The 21,355-nt window shown below is 70.4% G+C and carries 19 protein-coding genes and 1 pseudogene; 6 read left to right on the top strand and 14 right to left on the bottom strand.

Translation table 11 applies throughout. From position 1 onward, the window contains the following. Positions 1–103: 103 nt before the first annotated feature. Both AC5Y4Z_RS04575 and AC5Y4Z_RS04570 read right to left on the bottom strand, forming a co-directional pair. The gene (locus AC5Y4Z_RS04575; RefSeq protein WP_499961138.1) at positions 104–1,219 is read right to left on the bottom strand and encodes an FAD-binding protein; all 1,116 of its coding nucleotides are present in this window, start codon (positions 1,217–1,219) and stop codon (positions 104–106) included. Next, complete coding sequence (locus AC5Y4Z_RS04570; RefSeq protein WP_499961137.1) at positions 1,216–2,028, bottom strand: uracil-DNA glycosylase; 813 nt, start codon at positions 2,026–2,028, stop codon at positions 1,216–1,218. Before AC5Y4Z_RS04570 ends, AC5Y4Z_RS04575 begins: the two co-directional genes overlap by 4 nt. Positions 2,029–2,104: 76 nt before the next feature. On the opposite strand from AC5Y4Z_RS04570, the pseudogene tap reads away from it, so the two are divergent. The 4 genes and pseudogenes from tap (at position 2,105) to AC5Y4Z_RS04550 (ending at position 6,617) form a co-directional block, all read left to right on the top strand. After that, a pseudogene (tap, locus tag AC5Y4Z_RS04565) lies at positions 2,105–3,348 on the top strand (multidrug efflux MFS transporter Tap). Continuing rightward, the gene (locus AC5Y4Z_RS04560; protein ID WP_499961136.1) at positions 3,338–4,705 is read left to right on the top strand and encodes an FAD-binding oxidoreductase; all 1,368 of its coding nucleotides are present in this window, start codon (positions 3,338–3,340) and stop codon (positions 4,703–4,705) included. The pseudogene tap and the gene AC5Y4Z_RS04560 overlap by 11 nt, the downstream one beginning before the upstream one ends. Before the next feature lie 104 nt (positions 4,706–4,809). Continuing rightward, complete coding sequence (locus AC5Y4Z_RS04555) at positions 4,810–6,027, top strand: cytochrome P450 (protein WP_499961135.1); 1,218 nt, start codon at positions 4,810–4,812, stop codon at positions 6,025–6,027. Beyond that, positions 6,027–6,617 carry a TetR/AcrR family transcriptional regulator gene (locus tag AC5Y4Z_RS04550; RefSeq protein ID WP_499961134.1) on the top strand — a complete coding sequence of 197 codons (591 nt, stop codon included), beginning with the start codon at positions 6,027–6,029 and terminating at the stop codon, positions 6,615–6,617. Before AC5Y4Z_RS04555 ends, AC5Y4Z_RS04550 begins: the two co-directional genes overlap by 1 nt. On the opposite strand, the gene AC5Y4Z_RS04545 is transcribed toward AC5Y4Z_RS04550, so the two are convergent. From AC5Y4Z_RS04545 to AC5Y4Z_RS04510, 8 genes are all read right to left on the bottom strand, one after another. After that, positions 6,587–7,318, bottom strand: coding sequence for a siderophore-interacting protein (locus tag AC5Y4Z_RS04545; RefSeq protein WP_499961133.1), 732 nt, complete (start codon positions 7,316–7,318; stop codon positions 6,587–6,589). The genes AC5Y4Z_RS04550 and AC5Y4Z_RS04545 overlap by 31 nt on opposite strands. 85 nt (positions 7,319–7,403) lie before the next feature. Further along, a complete protein-coding gene (locus AC5Y4Z_RS04540) occupies positions 7,404–8,660 on the bottom strand; it encodes a lysine N(6)-hydroxylase/L-ornithine N(5)-oxygenase family protein (protein WP_499961132.1) in 1,257 nt (418 codons plus the stop codon). Beyond that, complete coding sequence (locus AC5Y4Z_RS04535; protein ID WP_499961131.1) at positions 8,647–9,453, bottom strand: GNAT family N-acetyltransferase; 807 nt, start codon at positions 9,451–9,453, stop codon at positions 8,647–8,649. Before AC5Y4Z_RS04535 ends, AC5Y4Z_RS04540 begins: the two co-directional genes overlap by 14 nt. A gap of 11 nt (positions 9,454–9,464) precedes the next feature. After that, positions 9,465–11,006, bottom strand: coding sequence for an MFS transporter (locus AC5Y4Z_RS04530; RefSeq protein ID WP_499961821.1), 1,542 nt, complete (start codon positions 11,004–11,006; stop codon positions 9,465–9,467). A 39-nt stretch (positions 11,007–11,045) separates the two neighbouring features. Continuing rightward, a complete protein-coding gene (locus AC5Y4Z_RS04525) occupies positions 11,046–12,200 on the bottom strand; it encodes an acyltransferase family protein (RefSeq protein WP_499961130.1) in 1,155 nt (384 codons plus the stop codon). Beyond that, a complete protein-coding gene (locus AC5Y4Z_RS04520; protein ID WP_499961129.1) occupies positions 12,197–13,876 on the bottom strand; it encodes a DEAD/DEAH box helicase in 1,680 nt (559 codons plus the stop codon). Before AC5Y4Z_RS04520 ends, AC5Y4Z_RS04525 begins: the two co-directional genes overlap by 4 nt. A gap of 46 nt (positions 13,877–13,922) precedes the next feature. Beyond that, positions 13,923–14,327: a type II toxin-antitoxin system VapC family toxin gene (locus tag AC5Y4Z_RS04515; RefSeq protein WP_499961128.1), complete on the bottom strand. Its 405-nt coding sequence runs from the start codon at positions 14,325–14,327 to the stop codon at positions 13,923–13,925. Then, positions 14,324–14,569: an AbrB/MazE/SpoVT family DNA-binding domain-containing protein gene (locus AC5Y4Z_RS04510; RefSeq protein WP_499961127.1), complete on the bottom strand. Its 246-nt coding sequence runs from the start codon at positions 14,567–14,569 to the stop codon at positions 14,324–14,326. Before AC5Y4Z_RS04510 ends, AC5Y4Z_RS04515 begins: the two co-directional genes overlap by 4 nt. Before the next feature lie 119 nt (positions 14,570–14,688). Between AC5Y4Z_RS04510 and AC5Y4Z_RS04505 the strand changes: the two genes are divergently transcribed. Then, on the top strand, positions 14,689–15,237 hold the full coding sequence (locus AC5Y4Z_RS04505; protein WP_499961126.1) for an LppP/LprE family lipoprotein: 549 nt from the start codon (positions 14,689–14,691) through the stop codon (positions 15,235–15,237). 9 nt (positions 15,238–15,246) lie between these two features. Here the strand turns inward: AC5Y4Z_RS04505 and AC5Y4Z_RS04500 are convergent, their stop codons facing one another. The 3 genes from AC5Y4Z_RS04500 to AC5Y4Z_RS04490 are packed head-to-tail and all read right to left on the bottom strand — an operon-like array spanning position 15,247 to position 16,306. Then, positions 15,247–15,681, bottom strand: a complete 435-nt coding sequence (locus AC5Y4Z_RS04500) for a PIN domain-containing protein (protein ID WP_499961125.1) — start codon at positions 15,679–15,681, stop codon at positions 15,247–15,249. Next, a complete protein-coding gene (locus AC5Y4Z_RS04495; RefSeq protein WP_499961124.1) occupies positions 15,678–15,929 on the bottom strand; it encodes an antitoxin in 252 nt (83 codons plus the stop codon). Before AC5Y4Z_RS04495 ends, AC5Y4Z_RS04500 begins: the two co-directional genes overlap by 4 nt. A gap of 17 nt (positions 15,930–15,946) precedes the next feature. Further along, positions 15,947–16,306 carry a hypothetical protein gene (locus AC5Y4Z_RS04490; protein ID WP_499961819.1) on the bottom strand — a complete coding sequence of 120 codons (360 nt, stop codon included), beginning with the start codon at positions 16,304–16,306 and terminating at the stop codon, positions 15,947–15,949. A 63-nt stretch (positions 16,307–16,369) separates the two neighbouring features. Between AC5Y4Z_RS04490 and AC5Y4Z_RS04485 the strand changes: the two genes are divergently transcribed. Then, positions 16,370–19,792: a TM0106 family RecB-like putative nuclease gene (locus tag AC5Y4Z_RS04485; RefSeq protein WP_499961123.1), complete on the top strand. Its 3,423-nt coding sequence runs from the start codon at positions 16,370–16,372 to the stop codon at positions 19,790–19,792. Here AC5Y4Z_RS04485 and AC5Y4Z_RS04480 read toward each other — a convergent pair. Next, positions 19,757–21,340 (bottom strand): DHA2 family efflux MFS transporter permease subunit, encoded by a 1,584-nt coding sequence (locus tag AC5Y4Z_RS04480; protein WP_499961122.1) that lies wholly within the window; start codon positions 21,338–21,340, stop codon positions 19,757–19,759. The two genes, AC5Y4Z_RS04485 and AC5Y4Z_RS04480, sit on opposite strands and share 36 nt — an antisense overlap. Positions 21,341–21,355 lie beyond the last annotated feature (15 nt).

The raw sequence follows: 21,355 nt of genomic DNA, 5'->3' as shown, positions 1-21,355 counted from the left end.
TCTACGGCGAGCTGGGGGCGCCCCCGCGCAGCTGCGAGCAGACGCAAAAGCCCTCGAGCACTCGGCGTGTCGCGGGCTTTTGCGTCTGCTCGGCCCAAGGTCGTCAGTAGTCCTTCAGCGTGATCGAGCCCACGATGCGCTCGAAGACCTCCTGGGGGATCGGCGCGCCGCCCGGGATGTTGTCGACCACCAGCCACTGGTTGCGCTTGACGTAGTCGCCAAACTCCTTGTGGTAGTTGGCAAAACCGGTCTCGAAGTCGGGGGCGGCGGCCAGTTCGCCGGCCAGGATGTAGGCGCCCAGCAGCGCGACGCTGGTGCCCTGGCCCGACAGCGGCGAGCAGCAATACCCGGCGTCGCCGACGAGGGCCACCCTGCCCTTCGACCAGTGATCCATCTTGATCTGCGACATCTCGTCGAAGTAGAAGTCCGCCGCGGTGCGCATGTAGGCCAGCAGCTGCGGGCGCACCCAGCCGTCGTCGGCCATCCGGCGTTCCAGCTCGGCGAACTGCGCCTCGGTGTCGCGCGAGTCGATGCGCAGGTCGGTGTCCATGAAGCCCAGCATCGCCCGGGCCTCGGCGTTGCCACGGGCGCTGTAGACGCCGGCCATGGTGGAGTCGCCGTAGTGCCACATCTGCCAGTGGTCGAGGTCCAGGAAGTTGGGCACGGTGAAGATCGCCGCGTGCGTGCCCAGCCGCTCGATGAACTGCTCCTCCGGGCCGAAGACCAGCCGGCGCACGTTGGAGTGCAAGCCGTCGGCGCCGATCACCAGGTCGAAGCTGCGGGCGGGGCCGCGCTCGAAGGTCACGGTGACCGAGCTGCCGTCGTCGTTCAGCGCGGCGATGCTGTCGCCGAACACGTACTCGGTGTTCAATTGGGTTGCCTCGTACAGCAATTCGACCAGATCGTCGCGCAGCAGCTCGATGTCGGGGCTGGCGATGAGCCCGCCGGTGGGTGTGGACTCGGTGTCGCGGGAGACCTCGTTGCCGTCGCGGTCGACGACGGAGGAGCCCCGGATTCGCGTCCGGCGATGGTCGGCGGCCGCCCGCAACGCCATGCGTTCGAGCACCGTCAGCGCCGGGCCCCGCACGTCGATCGCCTGACCGCCCGGCCGCAGGCCGGGGTGGCGCTCCACCACGGTGACCGAATAGCCTTGGCGCCCAAGCCAGTACGCCGCGGCCGTCCCCGCCACGCTGGCGCCGGAAACCAGAACGTCGGTCACTTGATCCCTGCCAGCCTCTTCGCATCGGTGAACACGTCGTCGAGCATCGCCGGAGTCAACTTACCGGTGAACATGTTCTGCTGGCTGGGGTGGTAGCAGCCCAGCAGCCGCACCCCGGACGCCAGTTCCGCCACCGCGCCGTGGCCGAACCGCGGCTTGGGCGGTCTCGCCACTCCCGGCAGCCGCAGCGCGATCTGCCAGGCGAAGCCGCCCAGCGCCACGATCACCCGGACGTCCTCGGACACCAGCTTCCACTCGGCGGCCAGCCAGGGCCAGCAGGTGTCGCGCTCCTCGGGCGTGGGGGCGTTGGCCGGCGGCGCGCAGCGCACCGGCGCGACGATCCGAATCCCCTTGGCCCGCAACCCGTCCGCGGCATCCACACTGGTCGGCTGGTTCACCAGGCCGGCCCGGTGCAGCGCCGCGTACAACTGGTCACCGGAGCGGTCGCCGGTGAACATCCGCCCGGTGCGGTTGGCGCCGTGCGCGGCCGGGGCCAGGCCGACGATCAGCAGCCGCGGCCGCTCGGAGCCGAAGCTCGGCACCGGGCGCCCCCAGTACGGCTGGTCGGCGAAGGACCGGCGCTTGAGCTCGGCGACCTCCTCGCGCCACGTGACCAGCCGCGGGCACGCGCGGCAGACGCTGACCTCCGCGTCGAGCTCGGGGATAGAGGCCGCCGCGGCGCTCAACGCGACCACCCCGGCCGCGTCGGCGGCCACCGGCGTCCGCGGGGTGGCCGGGTCGCCGGGCCATCCGCTGCCGGGCGCGACGGGAGAATCGAACGGCTGGCCGGTATTGGGATGCGCGAGCACACGAACATCGTGCCCGGCCGGAGAAATTCGGTGGCCGGCCCCACCGCATCGGCGCTAGATTCAGCCGCGATATCCCATGAAAAGCACCGGTCGCGGCCCCGTGTTGCTGGTCCTGTTCGCCTCGCTGATGGCGACCGCGGGCACCGGCATCTCGATCGTCGCGTTCCCGTGGCTGGCGCTGCAGCACCAACACAGCGCCAGGGACGCGTCGCTGGTGGCCGTCGCCATGACGTTGCCGCTCGTGGTCTCCACGCTGGTCGCCGGCACCTCGGTCGACTTTTTCGGGCGCCGCCGGATCTCGCTGGTCTCCGATTCGTTGTCCGGCGCCGCGGTGGCCGCCGTGCCGCTGCTCGCCTGGTGGTCCGGCACGCACGCGATCGAGGTCCCGGTCCTGGCCGGGTTGGGCTGCTGCGCGGCGGCTTTCGACCCGGCCGGGACGACGGCGCGCCAGTCCATGCTGCCCGAGGCCGCCGGCCGCGCGGGCTGGTCGCTGGACCGCACCAACAGCCTCTACGAGGCGATCCTCAACCTGGGTTTCATGGTGGGCCCGGGCGTCGGCGGCCTGATGATCGCCACGGTCGGCGGTGTCAACACGATGTGGGTGACGGCGGGGTGTTTCGGGTCGTCGATCCTGGCGATCGCGGCGCTGCGGCTCGAGGGCGCCGGCCGGCCCGAGCCGGCGACCCGGCCCGAGGGGCTGCTGTCGGGCATCGCCGAGGGCATGCGCTTCGTCTGGAACCTGCGGGTCCTGCGCACGCTCGGGCTGATCGACCTGGCCGTGACCGCCCTGTACCTGCCGATGGAAAGCGTGCTGTTCCCAAAGTATTTCGCCGACCGCCACCAGCCCGCGCAGCTGGGGTGGGCGTTGATGGCGCTGGCGGTCGGCGGCGTCGCGGGCGCGCTGGGCTACGCCGCGCTGGCGCGACACACGCGGCGCCGCACGGCCGTGCTGACGGCGACGCTGACCTTCGGTGCGGCGACGCCGGGATCGCGTTCCTGCCGCCGCTGCCGGTGATCCTGGTGCTGTGCGCTGTGACCGGCGTGGTCTACGGGCCGATCCAGCCGATCTACAACTACGTCATGCAGACGCGGGCCCCGCAGCGGCTGCGCGGCCGGGTGGTCGGGGTGATGACGGGGCTGACCTACGCCGCGGGCCCGCTCGGCCTGCTGGTGGCCGGTCCCCTGGCCGACGCGGCCGGGCTGAAGGTCACCTTCCTCGTGTTGGCGGTGCCCATCCTGCTGATCGGGTTGGTGGCGTGCGGACTGCCGTCGCTGCGTGAGCTGGACGACGCGACCGTAGGATCGGCACGTGAATCGTGATGCGCTGACCGGCCTGATCGCCGAGCTGCCCGACGGGACCGTCGTCACCGACCCCGCGATCACCGAGGGCTACCGCCAGGACCGCGCGTTCGACCCGTCGGCCGGCAAGCCGCTGGCCGTGGTGCGGCCCGCGAGCACCGAAGAGGTCCAGACGGTGCTGCGCTGGGCCACGGCCAAAAGGGTGCCGGTGGTGACGCGCGGGGCCGGCAGCGGCCTGTCGGGCGGGGCGACCGCGCTGGACAACGGCATCGTGCTGTCGACGGAGAAGATGCGCGCCATCACGATCGACCCCGTCACCCGCACCGCGGTGTGCCAGCCGGGCCTGTTCAACGCCGAGGTGAAGAAGGCCGCCGCCGCGCACGGGCTGTGGTACCCGCCGGACCCGTCGTCGTTCGAGATCTGCAGCATCGGCGGCAACATCGCCACCAACGCCGGCGGGCTGTGCTGCGTGAAGTACGGCGTCACCACCGACTACGTGCTGGGCATGCAGGTGGTGCTGGCCGACGGCACCGCGGTGCGCCTCGGCGGGCCGCGGCTGAAGGACGTCGCGGGGCTGTCGCTGACCAAGCTGTTCGTGGGCAGCGAGGGCACGCTGGGCGTCATCACCGAGGTGACGCTGCGGCTGCTGCCCGCGCAGAACACGTCGAGCGTGGTGGTGGCGACCTTCGCGTCGGTGCAGGCGGCCGTCGACGCGGTGCTGGGAACCGTTGCGCGGCTGCGCCCTTCGATGCTGGAGTTCATGGATTCGGTGGCGATCAACGCCGTCGAGGACACGCTGCGCATGGATTTGGATCGCTCGGCGGCCGCCATGCTGGTGGCCGGCTCCGACGAACGGGGCCGCGCCGCCGGTCAGGACGCCGAGGTGATCGCCGCGGTGTTCGCGGAGAACGCGGCGACGGAGGTCTTTTCGACCGACGACCCGGACGAGGGCGAGGCCTTTGTGGCCGCCCGCCGGTTCTGCATCCCGGCGGTGGAGGCCAAGGGCTCGCTGCTGCTGGAGGACGTCGGGGTTCCGGTGCCGAGGCTGGGCGAGCTGGTCGGCGGCATCGAGCGCATCGCGGCGGAGCGGGATCTGATGATCTCGGTGATCGCGCACGCCGGCGACGGCAACACGCACCCGCTGATCGTGCACGACCCCGCCGACGCCGCGATGACCGAGCGCGCGCACCTGGCGTTCGGCGAGATCATGGACCTGGCCGTCGGCCTGGGCGGCACCATCACCGGCGAGCACGGCGTCGGCCGTTTGAAGCGCCCCTGGCTGCACGGCTATCTGGGGCCCGAGGTGATGGAGCTCAACCAGCGCATCAAGCGCGCGCTGGACCCCGACGGCATCCTGAACCCGGGCTCGGCGATCTAGCCCTTCCGCCGAGTGTGAATCACACGACGCTTTGACGGCGTGTCGCGTCGTGAATTTCACGCTCGGCGATTGACATGCTGCCAATACTGTCGTACGAATGAGACATGACCTCGGTTATGTCTCACGGCTTCAAGCTGTGCAACGCCGACACCTGGCCCAGCCCGTGGCCGATGTACCGGGCGCTGCGCGACCACGACCCGGCGCACCACGTCGTGCCCGACGGCAGGCCCGGCGACGACTACTTCGTGCTGTCGCGGCACGCCGACGTGTGGGCGGCGGCGCGCGACCACGAGACGTTCTCCTCGGCGCAGGGGCTGACGGTGACCTACGGCGAGCTGGAAATGATCGGCCTGCAGGACAATCCGCCGTTCGTCATGCAGGATCCCCCGGTGCACACCGAGTTTCGCAAGCTGGTGTCACGCGGCTTCACGCCCCGGCAGGTCGAGGCGGTGGAGCCCACCGTGCGCGAGTTCGTCGTCGAGCGCATCGAGCGGCTGCGCGCCGCCGGCGGCGGCGACATCGTCGCCGAGCTGTTCAAGCCGCTGCCGTCGATGGTGGTGGCGCACTATCTCGGTGTGCCCGAGGAGGATTGGGCGCAGTTCGACGGCTGGACCCAGGCGATCGTCGCGGCCAACACCAGTGAGGGCGGGATCGCCAGCGTCGGCGACGCGGTGGGGTCGATGATGGCCTACTTCACCGGGCTCATCGAGCGGCGCCGGGCCGAGCCCGGGGACGACACGATATCGCATCTGGTCGCCGCGGGGGTGGGCGCCGACGGGGACATCGCCGGGACGCTGTCGATCCTGGCGTTCACATTCACCATGGTCACCGGCGGCAACGACACCGTCACCGGAATGCTCGGCGGCTCAATGCCGTTGCTACACGGGCGCCCCGACCAGCGCCAACGGCTGGTCGACGATCCCGGGCTGATCCCCGACGCCGTGGAGGAGCTGCTGCGGCTGACCTCCCCGGTGCAGGGCTTGGCTCGCACGGCCACCCGCGACGTCACGATCGAAGACACGACGGTCCCGGCGGGGCGCAAGGCGCTGCTGCTCTACGGCTCGGCCAACCGCGACGAACGCCAATACGGCCCGGACGCGGGCGAATTGGACGTGACCCGCTGTCCGCGCAACATCCTGACGTTCAGCCACGGCGCGCACCACTGCCTGGGCGCCGCCGCGGCCCGCATGCAGTCCCGGGTAGCGCTGACCGAGCTGCTGGCCCGTTGCCCGGATTTCGAGGTCGACGAGTCCGGCATCGTCTGGGCCGGCGGCAGTTACGTGCGGCGGCCGCTGTCGGTGCCGATCAGGGTGAAGTCCTGATGCCCGACTGGCTGGCCCCGCACCGGGGCGAGGCGGCCGCCGACCGGATCCTGGACGCCGCCGAGGAGCTCTACACCCAGCGCGACCAGGCCTCGATCGGCATGAACGAGATCGCCAGGGCCGCAGGCTGTTCCCGCGCGACGTTGTACCGGTACTTCGAGAACCGCGAGGCCCTGCGGACCGCGTATGTGCACCGCGAGACGCGGCGGCTCGGGCGCGCGATCGCCGACGAGATCGGCGGCATCGACGACCCCCGCGAGCGGCTGGTGGCCAGCATGGTCGCCACGCTGCGGATGGTCCGCGACAGCCCGGCGCTGTCGTCGTGGTTCGCCGTCACCCGACCGCCGATCGGCGGCGAGCTGGCCGGGCACTCCGAGGTGATCACCGCGCTGGCCGCCGCCTTCGTCAGCTCGCTCGGCCCGGAGGACTCCGGCACCGTCGAGCGCCGGGCCCGCTGGGTGGTGCGGGTGCTCACCTCGCTGCTGATGTTCCCGGGCCGCGACGAGGCCGACGAGCGGGCGATGATCGAGGAGTTCGTGGTCCCGATCGTGGCGCCCCGTCACGACATGGAGCGCCCGACCATCCAATAGGCCCGCGCGGCAATGGATTTCCGCGGTATGCCGAAGTCGTCCTGCAGCACGCCTTTCACCGACCGCGTGGTGCGGCTGTCGCACGCCACCCAGCCGAAATGGTCGCGCGCGTCGAAGGCGGCGGATTTCACCGTCCGCACCAGGCCGTCCCCGTCGTCCTCGCGGTCCACCCAGGTGACCTCCGCGCCGCCGGCCACCGGCAGGCCCTTGTCGTCGTCGTAGCCGGCCTCCAGGAACACCCGGGCGGGCGCGCCGTCGATCGCGTCGAGCAGCGAGTTGATCGCGGGCAGTGAGGCGCTGTCGCCGACGATGACGTAGCCGGCCGGGGGCGGCTCGGGGACTGCGAACTTGCTGCCCAGCACGGTCACCTCGATGGTGTCACCGGGCTGCGCGGCGCGCGCCCACTGCGAAGCGATGCCGTCGTGCAGGGCGAACTCGACGTCCACGGTGTCGGCGGCGGGGTCGGGATCGACCAGGGTGTAGCCGCGTTGGTGCAGTCGCTCGCCGTCCGGGAACCACATCCGCACCCACATGGTCGGGTGCACGGCGTGGTCGGCGAGCAGGCCCCCCGAATCGAAGCTGAGCCGCAGGTAGTGCGGGCTGATCTCGCGCCGGCCGGTGACGGTGAGCCGGTAGTCGCCCGCGCGCATCAGCTTGAGCACCGCGCCCGCCCAGCCCCGCGATGGCTTGTGTTCGGTCATCGGGTTGCGTGTACCCATCGCATTGGCCGTGAATCCTGGGCGGAAAAATCCAGAGCCGCGGATCACACTCGAGCGCTCAGCGACGCTACGCCGACGCGGCGTGCGGCCCCGGCTGCTCGCGCGCCGCGAACGCGGTTGCGATCTCCCCCGCGCGCACCGCCACGTTGGACAGCAACGACGACGACAGGCCGTGCGTGTGTTCGACGGCGCCGTTGAGATAGATGTCGCCCGGCGCCCCCGCCTTGGGTACCAGCCGATAGTCCCGGGTGACCGCCGGGCGCCCGTCGGAGTCGAAGTCGTAGCGGGCGGCCAGGTCCCCCAGGCAACTCCGGACGTCCAGCGGCGCGTAGCCGGTCGCGTACACCACCGCATCACAGTCCAGCGTGACCTGAGAGTAGTCGATCAGGCGCGCCACCGTCAGTCGCACCATGCGCGGATACTCCTGCGCGCCAACGACTTCGGAAGCGTTGTGCATGAACAGCCGTCGTGCGCCCGCCACCCGCTCGGCGTACTCGCGCGAATAGATCTCGTCGATCAGCCGCGGGTCCACCGCCGAATAGTTGGTCGACCGGTGGTAGTCGAGCAGCCGCTGGCGCACCTGCGGGTCGGCGCGATAGAACTCGTCCATCGCCGACGGGTCGTAAACCCGGTTCGCGTAGGGGTTGTCGTCGGTGCCGCTGTACCCGTACCGGGCGAAAATCCCGTGCACCTCGGCCTGCGGGTAGGTCTCGTGCAGGTGGGCGAGGGCCTCGGCCGCGCTCTGGCCCGCGCCGACCACGGCGAATCGGCATGGGCCGGAAGGGTTCAGCGCGGCCAGATTGGTGAGCAGCCGGTGGCTGTGCCACTGCCGGGGGGTTTCGTCGACGCCGTCGGGCAGCGCGGGTCGCAGGCCCGTCGCCAACACCAGCGTCGCCGCGTGGATGACGCGCTCGGGCTCGGTGCGCACCACGAACCCGGCGTCGCCGGCGGCGACGTCGACGACGCGGTGGCCGTAGCGGACGTCGGCGACGACGCGCGCCGCGGCCCACTCGAGATAGTCGTGAAACTCCATCCGGCTCGGGAACAGCGTGTGCCGGCCGATGAACTCCACCAGCCGGTCGCGCTCGCTGAGGTAGTTGAGAAACGTGAAGTCGCTCTTGATGTTTCGCAGCGTCACCAGGTCTTTGAGGAACGGCACTTGCATGCGCGCGTGCGGCAGCAGCATCCCTTTGTGCCAGCCGAACTCGGGCTGCTGCTCGACGAACACCGCGGCCAGGTTCCGCTCGGCCAGCGCGATCGCCAACGCGAGGTTGGACGGGCCGAAGCCGACGCCCAGCAGACCGGTCTTTTCAGGAATGGGCATAGGACCGTGCCAACCGTTCCAGATAACGTTCACGGACCATGGTCTTGTTGATCAGGACAACGAAATCGGCCATGTCGAAGTCCGGATCGTAGGAGGGCTCCCCACAGATCATCCCGCCGATCCGCAGCGACCCCTGCACCATCGGCGGGATGCGCACCCGTCCCGGATCGGGCAACTCGGAGAGGCTCAACCCGTTGACCGTCACGGGATTTCGCGGAAAGACCCGGTATTGCGCGGGGGCGGGATGCCCGCCGAAGGCCGCGTCGCGCACCCCTCGCACCAGCGCGCCGCGTGGCCCACCGCCTTCCATCCGCACCGACAGCGACCCGATCCCCCACTGGTAGCCGGTGATCTCCTGATACCGGAAGATCCCCGACCACAACAAACCCATCACCGCCCCGCTGCGGTGGTCGGCGTGCACGCTGGCCCGGCCGAGCTCGACGAGCTCGGGGCGCAACTCGTTCAGGCCGCCGATGTCGAAGGTGGTGTCGGCGAACAGGCCGCCGGCGGCCCGGGCGCCGTCGGGCGGCAGCAGCCGGTAGCACCCGACGATCTGGCCGGTCGTCTCGTCGCGGGCCAGCAGGTGATCGCTGTACGGGTCGAACTGATCGACGTCGATCATGTCCCCGGTCAGCGGTCCGCGGATCGCCCGCGGCAGTGCGGCGCCCATTTCCTCGGCAAACGTCTGGTAGCGCAGCCGCTGGGCGGCCTCGATGTTTGCGGGGTCCGTCGAAATGATGACGCTGTAACGGTTGTTATCCGTCGCCGGGATGATGACCGCATCGCCCATCATGGAGTCGAACGTTACACCGGCAGGTCCTCAGCAAACGGTATTTCGGGCTTACCGTGGCGCAGCGCGCCGACGGCAATCAAGATCAGCGCCCCGACGGCCGCGACGGTGGCGGCGATCGCCGCGGCCACCAGGGCGGCCTGCATCCCGGCGGCGCTGGCCTGGCGGGCCGCCCGCGCGATGGCCGGCAGCGCCGGGCGGTAGTCGGCGGGCAGGAAATCGAGCACCCGCAGGCCCGCGCCGGCGGACAACCCGTCGACGAGCCGGTGCGCGGGTCCCGGGTCGAGGATGCGCAGCTGGGCCAACCCCTGCGTGGCGCTGTCGGAGGCCCGCCGACCGAACAGGGCGCCCAGGCCGGCGACACCGGCCAGGATGCCGACCTGGCGAACGGTGCTCACCGCGCCGGTGGCCATGCCGGCGTCGGCTACCGGCACGAATTGCAGTGCGATGTCGGACGTCAACGCGAACAGGCCGCCCAGGCCGAGCCCAGCCACGATGGAACCGGCGATGAAGTGGGTCCACTGGGTGTTCTGCTCCACCCCGGTCATCAGCCACAGCCCCACCGCGATGAGCGCCACCCCACCCGGGATCGACAGCCACGCCGGGAAATAACGCGCGGCGGCCATGGCCAGCGGCGCGCCCAGCACGCACGCGATGGTCAGCGGGAGCGCCCGCAGGCCGGATTGAAAGGGGCTGTATCCCAACGTGTTCATGAAATACAGCGCCAGGTAGTTGGTCGAGGCGATCAGCGTTCCGGCGGCCGCGAACGCGGCGAGGGACACCCCCGCGAAACCCGGGCGACGCACCACCCGCAGGTCGAGCATCGGCGCGCTCACCCGCGACTCCCAGACGCCGAACACCCACAGCCCCAACACGGAGAACGCGCTCAGCGCCAGGATCGGCCCGCTGGTCCAGCCGCGGTGGTTGCCCTCGATCAGCGCGTACACGCCCGCGAACAGCGCGGCCGACAGCCACGCGGTGCCGACCAAGTCGAGCGGATGATCCTGCGCCGCATGGGTTTCCGGGACGAACCGCACGGCGATCGCCAGGGCGGCGACGCCGATCGGCACGTTGATCAAAAAGATCGACTCCCAGCCGAAGGCTCCGACCAGCGCCCCGCCCAGGAGCGGGCCGACGGCGGCGCCCGCGCCCATCACCGCGCCGTAGATGGCGATCGCCATGCCCCTGGCCCGCTGGTCGGGAAAGGCCGCGGCCACCATCGGCAGCGAGACCCCCAGCAGCACCGCCCCACCGGCGCCCTGTAGCGCCCGGCAGGCGTTGAGCGCCTCGATGCTGTGGGCCAGCGCGCAGCCGGCCGAGGCCAGGGTGAACACGGTCATCCCACCCAGGTAGAGGCGTCGCCGCCCGAGTCGGTCGCCCAGCGTGGCGGCGGTGAGCAGCAGCCCCGCCATCGGCAGCGCGTAGGCGTCGACGACCCATTGCAGGCCGCTCAGTTCGGCGTTCAGGGATGCCTGGATGTTGGCCAGTGCGGCCGAGACGATCGTCATGTCGAGCAACAACATGAACACCGCGAGGCAGACCGCGAGCAGCGTCAGGCGAGGATGACGAGGCCCATCCCCGCGGTCGCCTGCCACCTAGCCGTCCCTGACCCGGGTGAAGCGGTGCAACAGCCACGCCAGCGGGATCGTGATCACCAGCGTCGCGACGAACAGGTAACCCATCGACCCGGTGTAGACGTGCGCGCGCACCACGTAGACCATCGCGAATTCCATGGTGATGAGGTGGATCAGGAAGATCTCGTAGGAGATCTCGCCCAGCCACACCATCGGGCGGCTGGCCAGCAGCCGCGAATACAGCCCCTGGTCACCCAGGCCCAGCGGCGCGACGGCCAGCGCGGCGATCACGGCATAGAACATCGTCTTGACCACGGCCTGGCTCATGGTCGCCGGCGAGGTGGTGGGGGCGCCGGCGATCGGCGTGGAGACGATGAAATAGCTGATGACCGCCAGCGGGATGGCCATGAACGCGTAGCAGCGCACGCCCATGCGCTGCAGCACGGCCAGCGCCATGCCGGCCAGAAACCAGCACAGGTAGGTGGGCAGCCACAGCCGGGCGCCGTCGGGAAACCAGTGGTCGGTGTGCACCAGGACCAGCCACGCCGGGCTGATCAGCGCCATCCCCGCCAGCGCGGCGAGCACCAGCTTCGGCTGCCACCGTCGCCGGCTGATCAGCACCAGCAGCAGGTAGGCCAGCAGCGGCAGCGAGACGTAGAACGCGGCTTCGACTGCCAGGCTCCACATTTGGGTGAGGCCCTGGTGCAGGTACTTGCCCAGGTAGCCGTTGCAGTAGATCTGCGTCAGCGTGAGGTTGCGGACCAGCCCGAGCCAGCTGTGCCCGGGGTTGGGTCCCGCCTCGCGGAAGTGATACAGCACGTAGGCGAACAGCACGGTGATGACGTAGGCGGGCATGATGCGCCGAACCCGGTACCACGCATAGCGACTCAGCGACGGCGGCGCGCCGCCTGTTTCGGCCGCTTTCACCCACGGCCTAAACAGCAGGAAGCCCGACAGCACGAAGAAGATCGGGACGCCGATCTCCATCCGGGAGCCGACCAGCCCCCAGTAGCCGTGCACGTACTTGCCGGTGGTGTAGGCGGCGTGGGTGCCGACGACGAGAAGCGCGGCGACGGCGCGGATCCCGGTCAGCGACGCGACGCGGTCGACGCGGGAGGTCTGCTCGAGCCCGCCCTGGGCGTCCTGTTCCTCGGACTGTTGCTTGGACAGCGTCATCCGGCGCGCCTCTTGCGTGGCTTGGACTTGTGGGGCGAGCGGTCGGGGCGCAGGTCGATCTTGACACCCGAGATGCGGGTGTGCTCAAGCTTTTTCAGCGTCGCCCTGGGAAGCTTGGCCGGCAGCTCCACCAGCGAGAAGTCCGGCCCGATGGCGATGTGGCCGAAGTCGCTGCGGTGCAGGCCGCCCTCGTTGGCGATGGCGCCGACGATCGCGCCGGGCCCGATCTTGTGCCGCTTGCCCACCGAGATCCGGTAGGTGGCGAATTCCCTTGGGGTTCTTGGTCTTTCGCTGCGCTCCGGTCGTTCTCGACGTTCGCGCCGTTCCGGCGGCGGCTCGGGCACCATCAGGAACGCGTCGCCGTCGCGGGACTGCACGGCCAGCGCCGCGGCGATGTCGGCCAGCGGGACGTCGTGCTCGCGCTCGTAGTCCTGCACCAGCCTGCGGAACAACTCGATGCCGGGGCTGGTGAGCGCGTCGGTGATGGAGTCGGCGAATTTCGCGACGCGCTGGGCGTTGACGTCCTCGACGGTGGGCAGCTCGGTTTCGGTGAGCGGCTGGCGGGTGGCCTTTTCGATCGCCTTGAGCAGGTGGCGTTCCCGCGGGGAGACGAACAGCACGGCTGTCCCTTTGCGGCCGGCCCGGCCGGTGCGCCCGATGCGGTGGACGTAGGACTCGGTGTCGTGCGGGATGTCGTAGTTGAGCACGTGCGAGATGCGTTCCACGTCAAGGCCTCTGGCGGCGACGTCGGTGGCGACCAGGATGTCGATGCTGCCGTCCTTGAGTGCGCTGATGGTTCTTTCCCGTTGGCCCTGGGGGATGTCGCCGTTGATGGCGGCCGCGGAAAAGCCCCGGGCGCGCAGCTTTTCGGCGACCTCCTCGGTGGCCTGCTTGGTGCGCACGAACACGATCATCGCCTCGAACGGCTCGACCTCGAGGATACGGGTGAGCGCGTCCATCTTGCGGGGCCCGGCGACCTGAAGGTAGCGCTGCGAAATGTTCTCGGCGGTGGCGGTTTTCGCCTTCGCGGTGATTTCGACCGGGTCGTGCAGGTATTTCTTGGTGAGCTTGCGGATGGCCGGCGGCATGGTCGCCGAGAACAGGGCCACCTGCTTGTACTCCGGGGTGTCGGCCAGGATGCGCTCGACGTCCTCGGCGAAGCCCATGGTGAGCATCTCGTCGGCCTCGTCGAGCACCAGGTAGTCGATCCGGCTCACGTCCAGCGTCCCGCGTTCCAGGTGGTCGATGACCCGGCCCGGGGTGCCGACCACCACCTGCGCGCCGCGTCGCAGGCCCGCCAGCTGCACGGTGTAGGACGAGCCGCCGTACACCGGCAGCACGTTGATCTTGGGCAGGTGCGCGCCGTAGCGGCTGAACGCCTCGGCGACCTGCAGGGCCAGCTCGCGGGTGGGCGCGAGGATCAGCGCCTGCGTCGCGGTGCTTTTGACGTCGATCTTGGACAGGATCGGGGTCGCGAACGCCGCCGTCTTGCCCGTGCCCGTCTGCGCCAGCCCGACCACGTCGGAGCCGGCCATCAGCGGCGGGATGGTGGCCGCCTGGATGGCCGTGGGCGTCTCGTAGCCGACGTCGGCGACGGCCCGCAGGACCGCAGAGTGAATCTGCAGGTCGGCGAACGTCGGAGAGGCAGCCTCGGGCGGGCTGTCGGGGAGGGTCATCAGGCCTTGGAGTCTAGTGCTGATCGCGAGCTGAGGGGGTCACTCCTCACGTCACCAGCTCGACGTCCACCCCGAGCCGCTCGTATGTCCTCAGCGCCCGTGCGTCGCGAGTCAACAGCGTGGCTCCCGCGGTTCTTGCCGTCAGTCCGACCAGCGCGTCGTAGCTCGCGCCACCGGTGACACCGTTTTCGGCGAGGTGGCCGATGAGGCCACGATGCGAGGGCGCCTCCAGCGTCAGGTAGTCGCGGGACGTGATGTCCGCCAGGTACGCGTGGGCCGCTGCGGGTGCGACGCGATGCGGCGGTGGCAGGCGGGTCAGAACGCAATAGGTTTCCAGCGCGGTGTGTGCGATCAGCCGGACGCCACGCCCCAGCGCCAATATGGCGGACTCATGCCCCTCGTGCCACGTCGCAAATCCGGCAACGAGGACGCTGGTATCTGGGGCAATCACCGCCGTACGTGATCCAGCGTTTCCCGCACGATGTCGTCGGTCAACGGCGGCAGCGGGCGTTCCGGCCGCGCGACCAGAACCGAACCCTCCCGAACGAGTTCGACGCTCGTCGGTGCCGGTTCGATCTCGATGCGCCCGTCGCGCTCGGTGATCTCCACCTGGTCGTTGCCACGCAGGCCAAGCCGGTCGCGGATGCGCTTCGGGATCACAAGGCGCCCCGCGGCGTCGATGGTAGTGCGCATGGTAGGAATTTTACCATTCGGTTGCGAACGGCAATCCCCGGCGACGCGGCCACGCCTGCCACACCCGCGGGCCCGATAACGGTACGGTTGCGCGAGTGTGGTCGCTACGTTCCCGTGCAATGACGGTTCTGGTCGTGTTCGCCTCGGTCACAACGACTTTGGCAGGCTGCGGGTCGGGAGACTCCACCGTCGCCAAGACGCCGCAGGCCACGACGACGAGCGCGACGCCCTCGATCACCGCACCCGCCACACCCAGCCCGACGTCGCAGACCGCCGCGGCGCCGGCGGATCCGTGCGCGGTCAACCTCGCCTCGCCGACGATCGCCAAGGTGGTCTCCGAGCTGCCCCGCGACCCGCGCAGCCAGCAGTCCTGGAACCCCGAGCCGCTGGCCGGCAACTACAACGAGTGCGCCCAGCTGTCGGCGGTGATCATCAAGGCCAACACCAACGTGGTCAATCCCACCACCCGGGCGGTGCTGTTCCACCTCGGCCAGTTCATCCCGCAGGGCGTCCCGGACACCTACGGGTTCAACGGCATCGACGCCGCCCAAACCACCGGCGACACAGTCGCTTTGACGTACCCGAACGCCATCGGCGTGGCGACCACGGTCAAGTTCCGCTGGAACGGCAACGGCGTCGAGCTGATCGGTAACGCCCCGGGGCACTGAGGGGCTGCGTCACGGCTCCCGCAGGAGACGGGAAACGCCGGCCGCGTCGGGGGCGACGTGCGCGATGCCGGGCAATTCGGCGAACGCGCTGTCGGCAGATACCAGAGCCGCGGCGCCGGCGTGGATCGCGGCCGCCGCGAGCACCGCGTCGAACGCGCCCAGGCGTGGCGTCGTCTCGAACAAGGCGAGACCACGGTCGAGCTGCTCGCGACCCACCTGGAGTAACGGCGAAAGCAGTTCGGCGTAGTCGCGGCCGAGAGCCGCCGCGTCGCCGCGGTCGCGCCGCCGGGCGCGGACATGGACGAACTGCTGAATCACCTCGGCCGTGGTCGTCGCCTCGATCCGCCCCTCGGCGATCGCGACGATCAGCTCGCGACACGGATCGCGAAGCGGGTGATCGGCGCCTTTGGCATAGACGAGGACCGTCGTGTCGAGGACGATCATCGGCGGTTGGCGCGCACCGCGTCCAGTTCTTCCTTCAGCTCCTGCGGGTTGGGCACGGGCATGTCGGCGGCGTCAAGAAGCCGCCGGACGGCGGACTTCCGGCGATCCCCGGGGCTGGCGATGCCGCGGTCGATGGCCTCACGCACGACCGTTGCGACCGAGACTCCACGCTCGCGCGCCACCGCAAGGATGCGCCGATGACGCTCGTCGTCGAGCAGGATCTGAAGCCGGTGCTCGAACATGCTCATACATTAGCATGCTGTTGTTAGGCGCTGACCACCAGCGGAAGCGAGATCACCCCCGGGCCGCCGGCCACGACGATCACCCACCGGCCGTCGACGGGCAGCGTCACCTCGACCGGGAAGTACGCGAACCCGATCTCGCCGACCATGGCCTGCCCGGGCATCTCGTAGACGAGGCAACGCGGCTCCTCACCCGTCGGGGGCCAGATCTCCACACGCACCTTCGCGTCGGAGTCGTCGGCCTCCGACTGGGTCAGCACCACGAGCAGAAACGATGCCGACCTGTCGGGGCCCACCACGTACCCCGACAACACGCCGCCGGACACGCTGAGCTTGTTGTCGACCACCGAGGCCGCTTCGGCAAGAAAGGCCCCCGTCACGATCACCTGGCCGAAGTTACCTCTTCATCCCCGGCGGTGTCGGACGTCTCGCCTACAGTTGCGGCTGTGTTCGTCACCGGCGACAGCGTCATCTACAGCGCGTCGGATCTCGCGGCCGCGGCCCGATGCGAGTACGCCCTGCTGCGCGATTTCGACGCGAAACTCGGCTGGGGGCCCGCCGTGTCCGTCGAGGACGAGCTGTTCGCGCGGACGGCCGCCCTGGGCACCGAGCACGAGCGACGACGGCTGGACGAGCTGCGCGACGAGTACGCCGACGGGGTCGCGATCATCGGGCGCCCGGCCTACACGATCGCCGGGCTGACGGCCGCCGCCGAGGCCACCCGGCGCGCGATCGCCCAACGCGCCCCGGTGGTGTACCAGGCCGCGATGTTCGACGGCCGGTTCGTCGGGTTCGCCGACTTTTTGGTGCGCGACGGCGAGCGCTACCGGGTCACCGACACCAAGCTGGCGCGCTCGCCCAAGGTCACCGCGCTGCTGCAGCTGGCCGCCTACGCCGACACGCTGGCCGAATCGGGTGTGCCGGTGGCGCCGGAGGCCGAACTGGAGCTGGGCGACGGCGCCGTCGTGCGCTACCGGGTCGGTGACCTGATCCCGGTATACCGTTCCCAGCGCGCCCTTTTGCAGCGCCTGCTCGACGAGCACCACGCGGCGGGCGCCCCGGTGCGCTGGGACGACGAGGGCGTCAACGCGTGCATGCGCTGCCCGCTGTGCAGCGAGCAGGTGCGCGCCGCCGACGACCTGCTGCTGGTCGCCGGCATGCGAATCACCCAGCGCGACAAGCTGATCGAAGCCGGCATCAGCACGGTCGCCGAGCTGGCCGAGCACGACGAGCCACTCCCGACAGCGCTGGGCCGGCTCGCGCAACAGGCGAAACTCCAAGTGCGCCAACGCGACAGCGGCGTCCCGCAATTCGAGGTCGTCGACGCACAACAGCTGGCACTGCTGCCCGAGCCGGACCCCGGCGACCTGTTCTTCGACTTCGAGGGCGACCCGCTGTGGACGGCCGACGGACACGACTGGGGCCTGGAGTACCTGTTCGGCGTCCTGGAGGCCGGCGGCGATTTCCATCCGCTGTGGGCGCACAACCGGATCGACGAGCGCGCGGCGCTCATCGACTTTCTGGCACTGGTCAAAAAGCGCCGCCGCCGCCGCCCGAACATGCACATCTACCACTACGCGCCCTACGAGAAGACCGCTTTGCTGCGGCTAGCCGGCCGCTACGGCGTCGGCGAGGACGACGTCGACGAGTTGCTGCGCAGCGGGACGCTGGTCGACCTGTACCCGTTGGTGCGCAAGAGCATTCGGGTGGGCGCGGAGTCGTTCAGCCTCAAGGCGCTCGAGCCGCTCTACATGGGTTCGCAGCTGCGCGCCGGCGACGTCACCACGGCCGCCGAATCCATCACCTCCTACGCCCGCTACTGCGAGCTGCAGGCCGCCGGCCAGGCCGACGACGCCGCGTCGGTGCTCAAGGAGATCGAGGACTACAACCACTACGACTGCCGCTCGACCCGCGAGCTGCGCAACTGGCTGATGCTGCGCGCCTACGAGTCCGGCGTGGTGCCCGTCGGCGCCCAACCGGTTCCGGACGGCAACACCGTCGAGGACCGCGACGAGCTGGCGACGAAGCTGACGGCGTTCGCCGGCGACGCCGGCGTCGGCGACCGCACGCCCGAGCAGACGGCGGTGGCGCTGGTGTCCGCCGCGCGCGGCTACCACCGGCGCGAGGACAAGCCGTTCTGGTGGGCGCATTTCGACCGGCTGAACTTCCCCGTCGAGGAGTGGGCCGACGACACCGACGTCTTCCTCGCCGAGACGGCATCGCCCGAAACCGACTGGCACACCCCACCCCGCGCGCGCAAGCCGCGGCGCGAGGTGCGGCTGCGCGGGGCGCTGGCGCGCGGCGACCTGGCCAGGGACGTCTTCGCGCTCTACGACCCCCCGGCCCCGACGGGCCTGTCCGACAATCCCGACCGGCGCGCGGCCGGGCGCGCCGAGGTGATAACCGTCGACGATCCAGAGGTGCCCACCCAGGTGGTGATCTGCGAGCGAACCGGCAATGACGGCAACACCTTTCACCAACTCCCCTTCGCCCTGACCCCCGGCCCGCCCATCCCGACGACGGCGCTGCGGGAGTCGATCGAAGCGACGGCCGCCACCGTGGCCGCCGGGCTGCCGCGGCTGCCGGGCACCGCCGCCGTCGACATCCTGCTGCGCCGCGCGCCCCGCACCCGCAGCGGCGCACCCCTGCCGCATGGCGGCGACACCGTCGCCGACATCACCCGCGCCGCACTGGATCTGGGCGCGTCGTACCTGGCCGTGCACGGCCCGCCGGGCACCGGCAAGACCCACACCGCCGCCCGGGTGATCGGGCGGCTGGTCACCGAGCACGGCTGGCGCGTCGGCGTGGTGGCGCAATCGCACGCCACGGTGGAGAACCTGCTGGACTGCGTGATCGACGCCGGGCTGGATCCCGGCCGGGTCGCCAAGAAGCCCCACCACCACGACGGGCCGCGCTGGCAGCAGATCGACGCCGGCCAGTACGCGGCCTTCATCGCCGACCACCCCGGATGCGTGATCGGCGGCACGGCATGGGATTTCGCCAACGCCAGCCGGATACCGCCCGGCGCGCTGGACCTGCTGGTGATCGACGAGGCGGGGCAGTTCTGCCTGGCCAACACCATCGCCGTGGCACCCGCGGCCGCCAACCTGATGCTGCTCGGCGACCCCCAGCAGCTGCCGCAGGTCAGCCAGGGCACCCATCCCGAGCCGGTCGACACGTCGGCGCTGGACTGGCTGGTCGACGGGAAGCGCACGCTGCCCGACGAGCGCGGCTACTTCCTGGACCGCTCGTATCGCATGCACCCGGCGGTGTGCGCCGCGGTGTCCGCGCTGTCCTACGAGGGCAGGCTGGGCGCCCACGAGTGCGCCGCCGCGCGCCGCCTCGACGGCTATGAGCCCGGGGTGCACGTGAGTTCGGTTGCTCACCAGGGGAACTCGACGGAGAGCCCCGAGGAGGCCGACGCCATCGCCGAGCAGATCGGGCGCCTGCTCGGGCGGGCGTGGACCGACGAGCGCGGCACCCGGCCGCTGGCCGCGTCCGACGTGCTGGTGCTGGCGCCCTACAACGCGCAGGTGACGCTGATCCGCCGGCGGCTGGGCTCCGCCGGCCTCGGCGCGGTGCGGGTCGGCACCGTCGACAAGTTCCAGGGCGGGCAGGCGCCGGTGGTGTTGGTGTCGATGACGGCCTCGTCCATCGACGACGTGCCGCGCGGAATCTCGTTCCTGCTCAACAGGAATCGGCTCAACGTCGCCGTCAGCCGGGCGCAGTACGCGGCGGTGATCGTGCGCTCGCAGCTGCTGACCGAGTACCTGCCCGGCACGCCCGAGGGGCTGGTCGACCTGGGCGCGTTCCTGACGCTGACCGAAACGGCGTTACAAGCGTCGCGCGTCGTGTTCGCGGACCAGTAGGAACTCGACGTAGTCGTCGTAATCATCGAAGCCGTCGTCGTCGTCGGCAACCTTGTCGACCGGCGCGGCCCCGACGAACCCGACCAGGAACAGCGCGGCGAGGATCCCGAACAGCGCGATGAACGCGGGCAGCAGCACCGACTGCGCCATCGCGGCGGAAAACGGGTCGCGCAGAAACCACGGCAGCTGCAGGCCGGCGGCACCCTCCTCGGCGCCCGCCCCCGCGGGCATCTCGGCCCCAATGCGCGATGTCATGAACGCGGCCATCCCGGCGCTGCCGAGCACCGCCCCGAGCTGGCGGATCGAGTTGTACACCGCCGAGCCCGCGCCGGCCAGGTCCGCGGGCAGGTTGCGCGTCGCGGTGGCCGTCAGCGGCGACCACACGAACGCCATCCCGACGCCGACGGCGAAAAACGGCAGCACCAGCCGCCAGATCGGCGTCTGCGGCGCCATCTCGAACGACAGCCACGTGAGCGCGATCGCCAGCACCGAAAAGCCGAACCCGAGGACGGGCCGCGGATGGTAGCGGTCGACCAGCGTGCCGACGAACGGCGCCAGCACGCCGTTGGCCACCGCCATCGGCGCGATCAGCAGCGCCGAGCGCGTCGGCGACAGCCCGCACACCCCCTGCGCGTAGAACGTCAGCGGCAGCATGATCGCCGTCGCCACGAACGACACGATGGCCACGCCGGCGTTGCACAGGCCGAAGTCCCGGTCGGCGAAGATCGCCAGCGGGATCAGCGGTTCGCCGGTGTTCACCGACTGCCAGTAGACGAACGCCGAGACGAACCCGACGCCGGCGACGATCATCGCCCAGATCCACGGCTGCCAGTGCGCGGCCTGGCCCTGCTGCAGGCCGAAGACGATCAAAAACACCCCGACCCCGGATAACCCGACGCCGATCAGGTCGAAGCGGTGCGTCTGGGTGGGCAGCACCGGGATCAGCCACACCGCCAGCGCCAGCCCGATGACCCCGATCGGGACGTTGACGAAGAAGATCCACTGCCAGCCCAGCCCGTCGACCAACGCGCCACCGGCCAGCGGCCCCACCAGGCTGGCGACGCCGGCGGTGGCGCCCCACAGGCTGACCGCCACGCCGCGGCGGGCCGCCGGGAAGATCCGGGTGATCGTCGACAGGGTCTGCGGGGTGAGCACCCCGGCGCCCACGCCCTGCACCACCCGCGCGGCGATCAGCATGGCGGCGCTGCCCGACAGCCCGCACCACATCGAGGCCACGGTAAACACCACCAGGCCGATCAGGTAGAGGTTCTTGGGCCCGAACCGGTCCCCGAGCCGCCCGGCCACCAGCAACACCACCGCGTAGCCCAGCAGGTAGGCGCTGGTCACCCAGACCACGGAGGCGTAGCCGATGCGCAGGTCGGCCATGATGGTCGGGTTGGCGATCGCGACGATCGTCGAGTCGACCATGATCATGAAGAAGCCGATCATCATCGCCCACAGCGCGTGCCACGGGTTCTGCGAACGCGACACCATCGCGGAGTTCCAGCGCCGGACGAACTCCGGCCCACGGGGGGTCGCCGTGGTCATGTGGCCTACCCCCTC

It is taken from the genome of Mycobacterium sp. NGS63 (genome assembly GCF_059812295.1).
This window is presented reverse-complemented; position numbering and strand designations above follow the sequence as displayed.

What these genes read in the sequence shown, in the direction of transcription:
- AC5Y4Z_RS04540 (WP_499961132.1), bottom strand. Translation starts at nt 8,660, where the DNA reads ATGCCCATTCCTGAAAAGACCGGTCTGCTGGGCGTCGGCTTCGGCCCG.
- AC5Y4Z_RS04525 (WP_499961130.1), bottom strand. Translation starts at nt 12,200, where the DNA reads ATGACGCTGTCCAAGCAACAGTCCGAGGAACAGGACGCCCAGGGCGGG.
- AC5Y4Z_RS04495 (WP_499961124.1), bottom strand. Translation starts at nt 15,929, where the DNA reads ATGAGCATGTTCGAGCACCGGCTTCAGATCCTGCTCGACGACGAGCGT.
- AC5Y4Z_RS04520 (WP_499961129.1), bottom strand. Translation starts at nt 13,876, where the DNA reads ATGACCCTCCCCGACAGCCCGCCCGAGGCTGCCTCTCCGACGTTCGCC.
- AC5Y4Z_RS04480 (WP_499961122.1), bottom strand. Translation starts at nt 21,340, where the DNA reads ATGACCACGGCGACCCCCCGTGGGCCGGAGTTCGTCCGGCGCTGGAAC.
- AC5Y4Z_RS04550 (WP_499961134.1), top strand. Translation starts at nt 6,027, where the DNA reads ATGCCCGACTGGCTGGCCCCGCACCGGGGCGAGGCGGCCGCCGACCGG.
- AC5Y4Z_RS04535 (WP_499961131.1), bottom strand. Translation starts at nt 9,453, where the DNA reads ATGATGGGCGATGCGGTCATCATCCCGGCGACGGATAACAACCGTTAC.
- AC5Y4Z_RS04555 (WP_499961135.1), top strand. Translation starts at nt 4,810, where the DNA reads ATGACCTCGGTTATGTCTCACGGCTTCAAGCTGTGCAACGCCGACACC.
- AC5Y4Z_RS04510 (WP_499961127.1), bottom strand. Translation starts at nt 14,569, where the DNA reads ATGCGCACTACCATCGACGCCGCGGGGCGCCTTGTGATCCCGAAGCGC.
- AC5Y4Z_RS04500 (WP_499961125.1), bottom strand. Translation starts at nt 15,681, where the DNA reads ATGATCGTCCTCGACACGACGGTCCTCGTCTATGCCAAAGGCGCCGAT.
- AC5Y4Z_RS04545 (WP_499961133.1), bottom strand. Translation starts at nt 7,318, where the DNA reads ATGACCGAACACAAGCCATCGCGGGGCTGGGCGGGCGCGGTGCTCAAG.
- AC5Y4Z_RS04505 (WP_499961126.1), top strand. Translation starts at nt 14,689, where the DNA reads ATGACGGTTCTGGTCGTGTTCGCCTCGGTCACAACGACTTTGGCAGGC.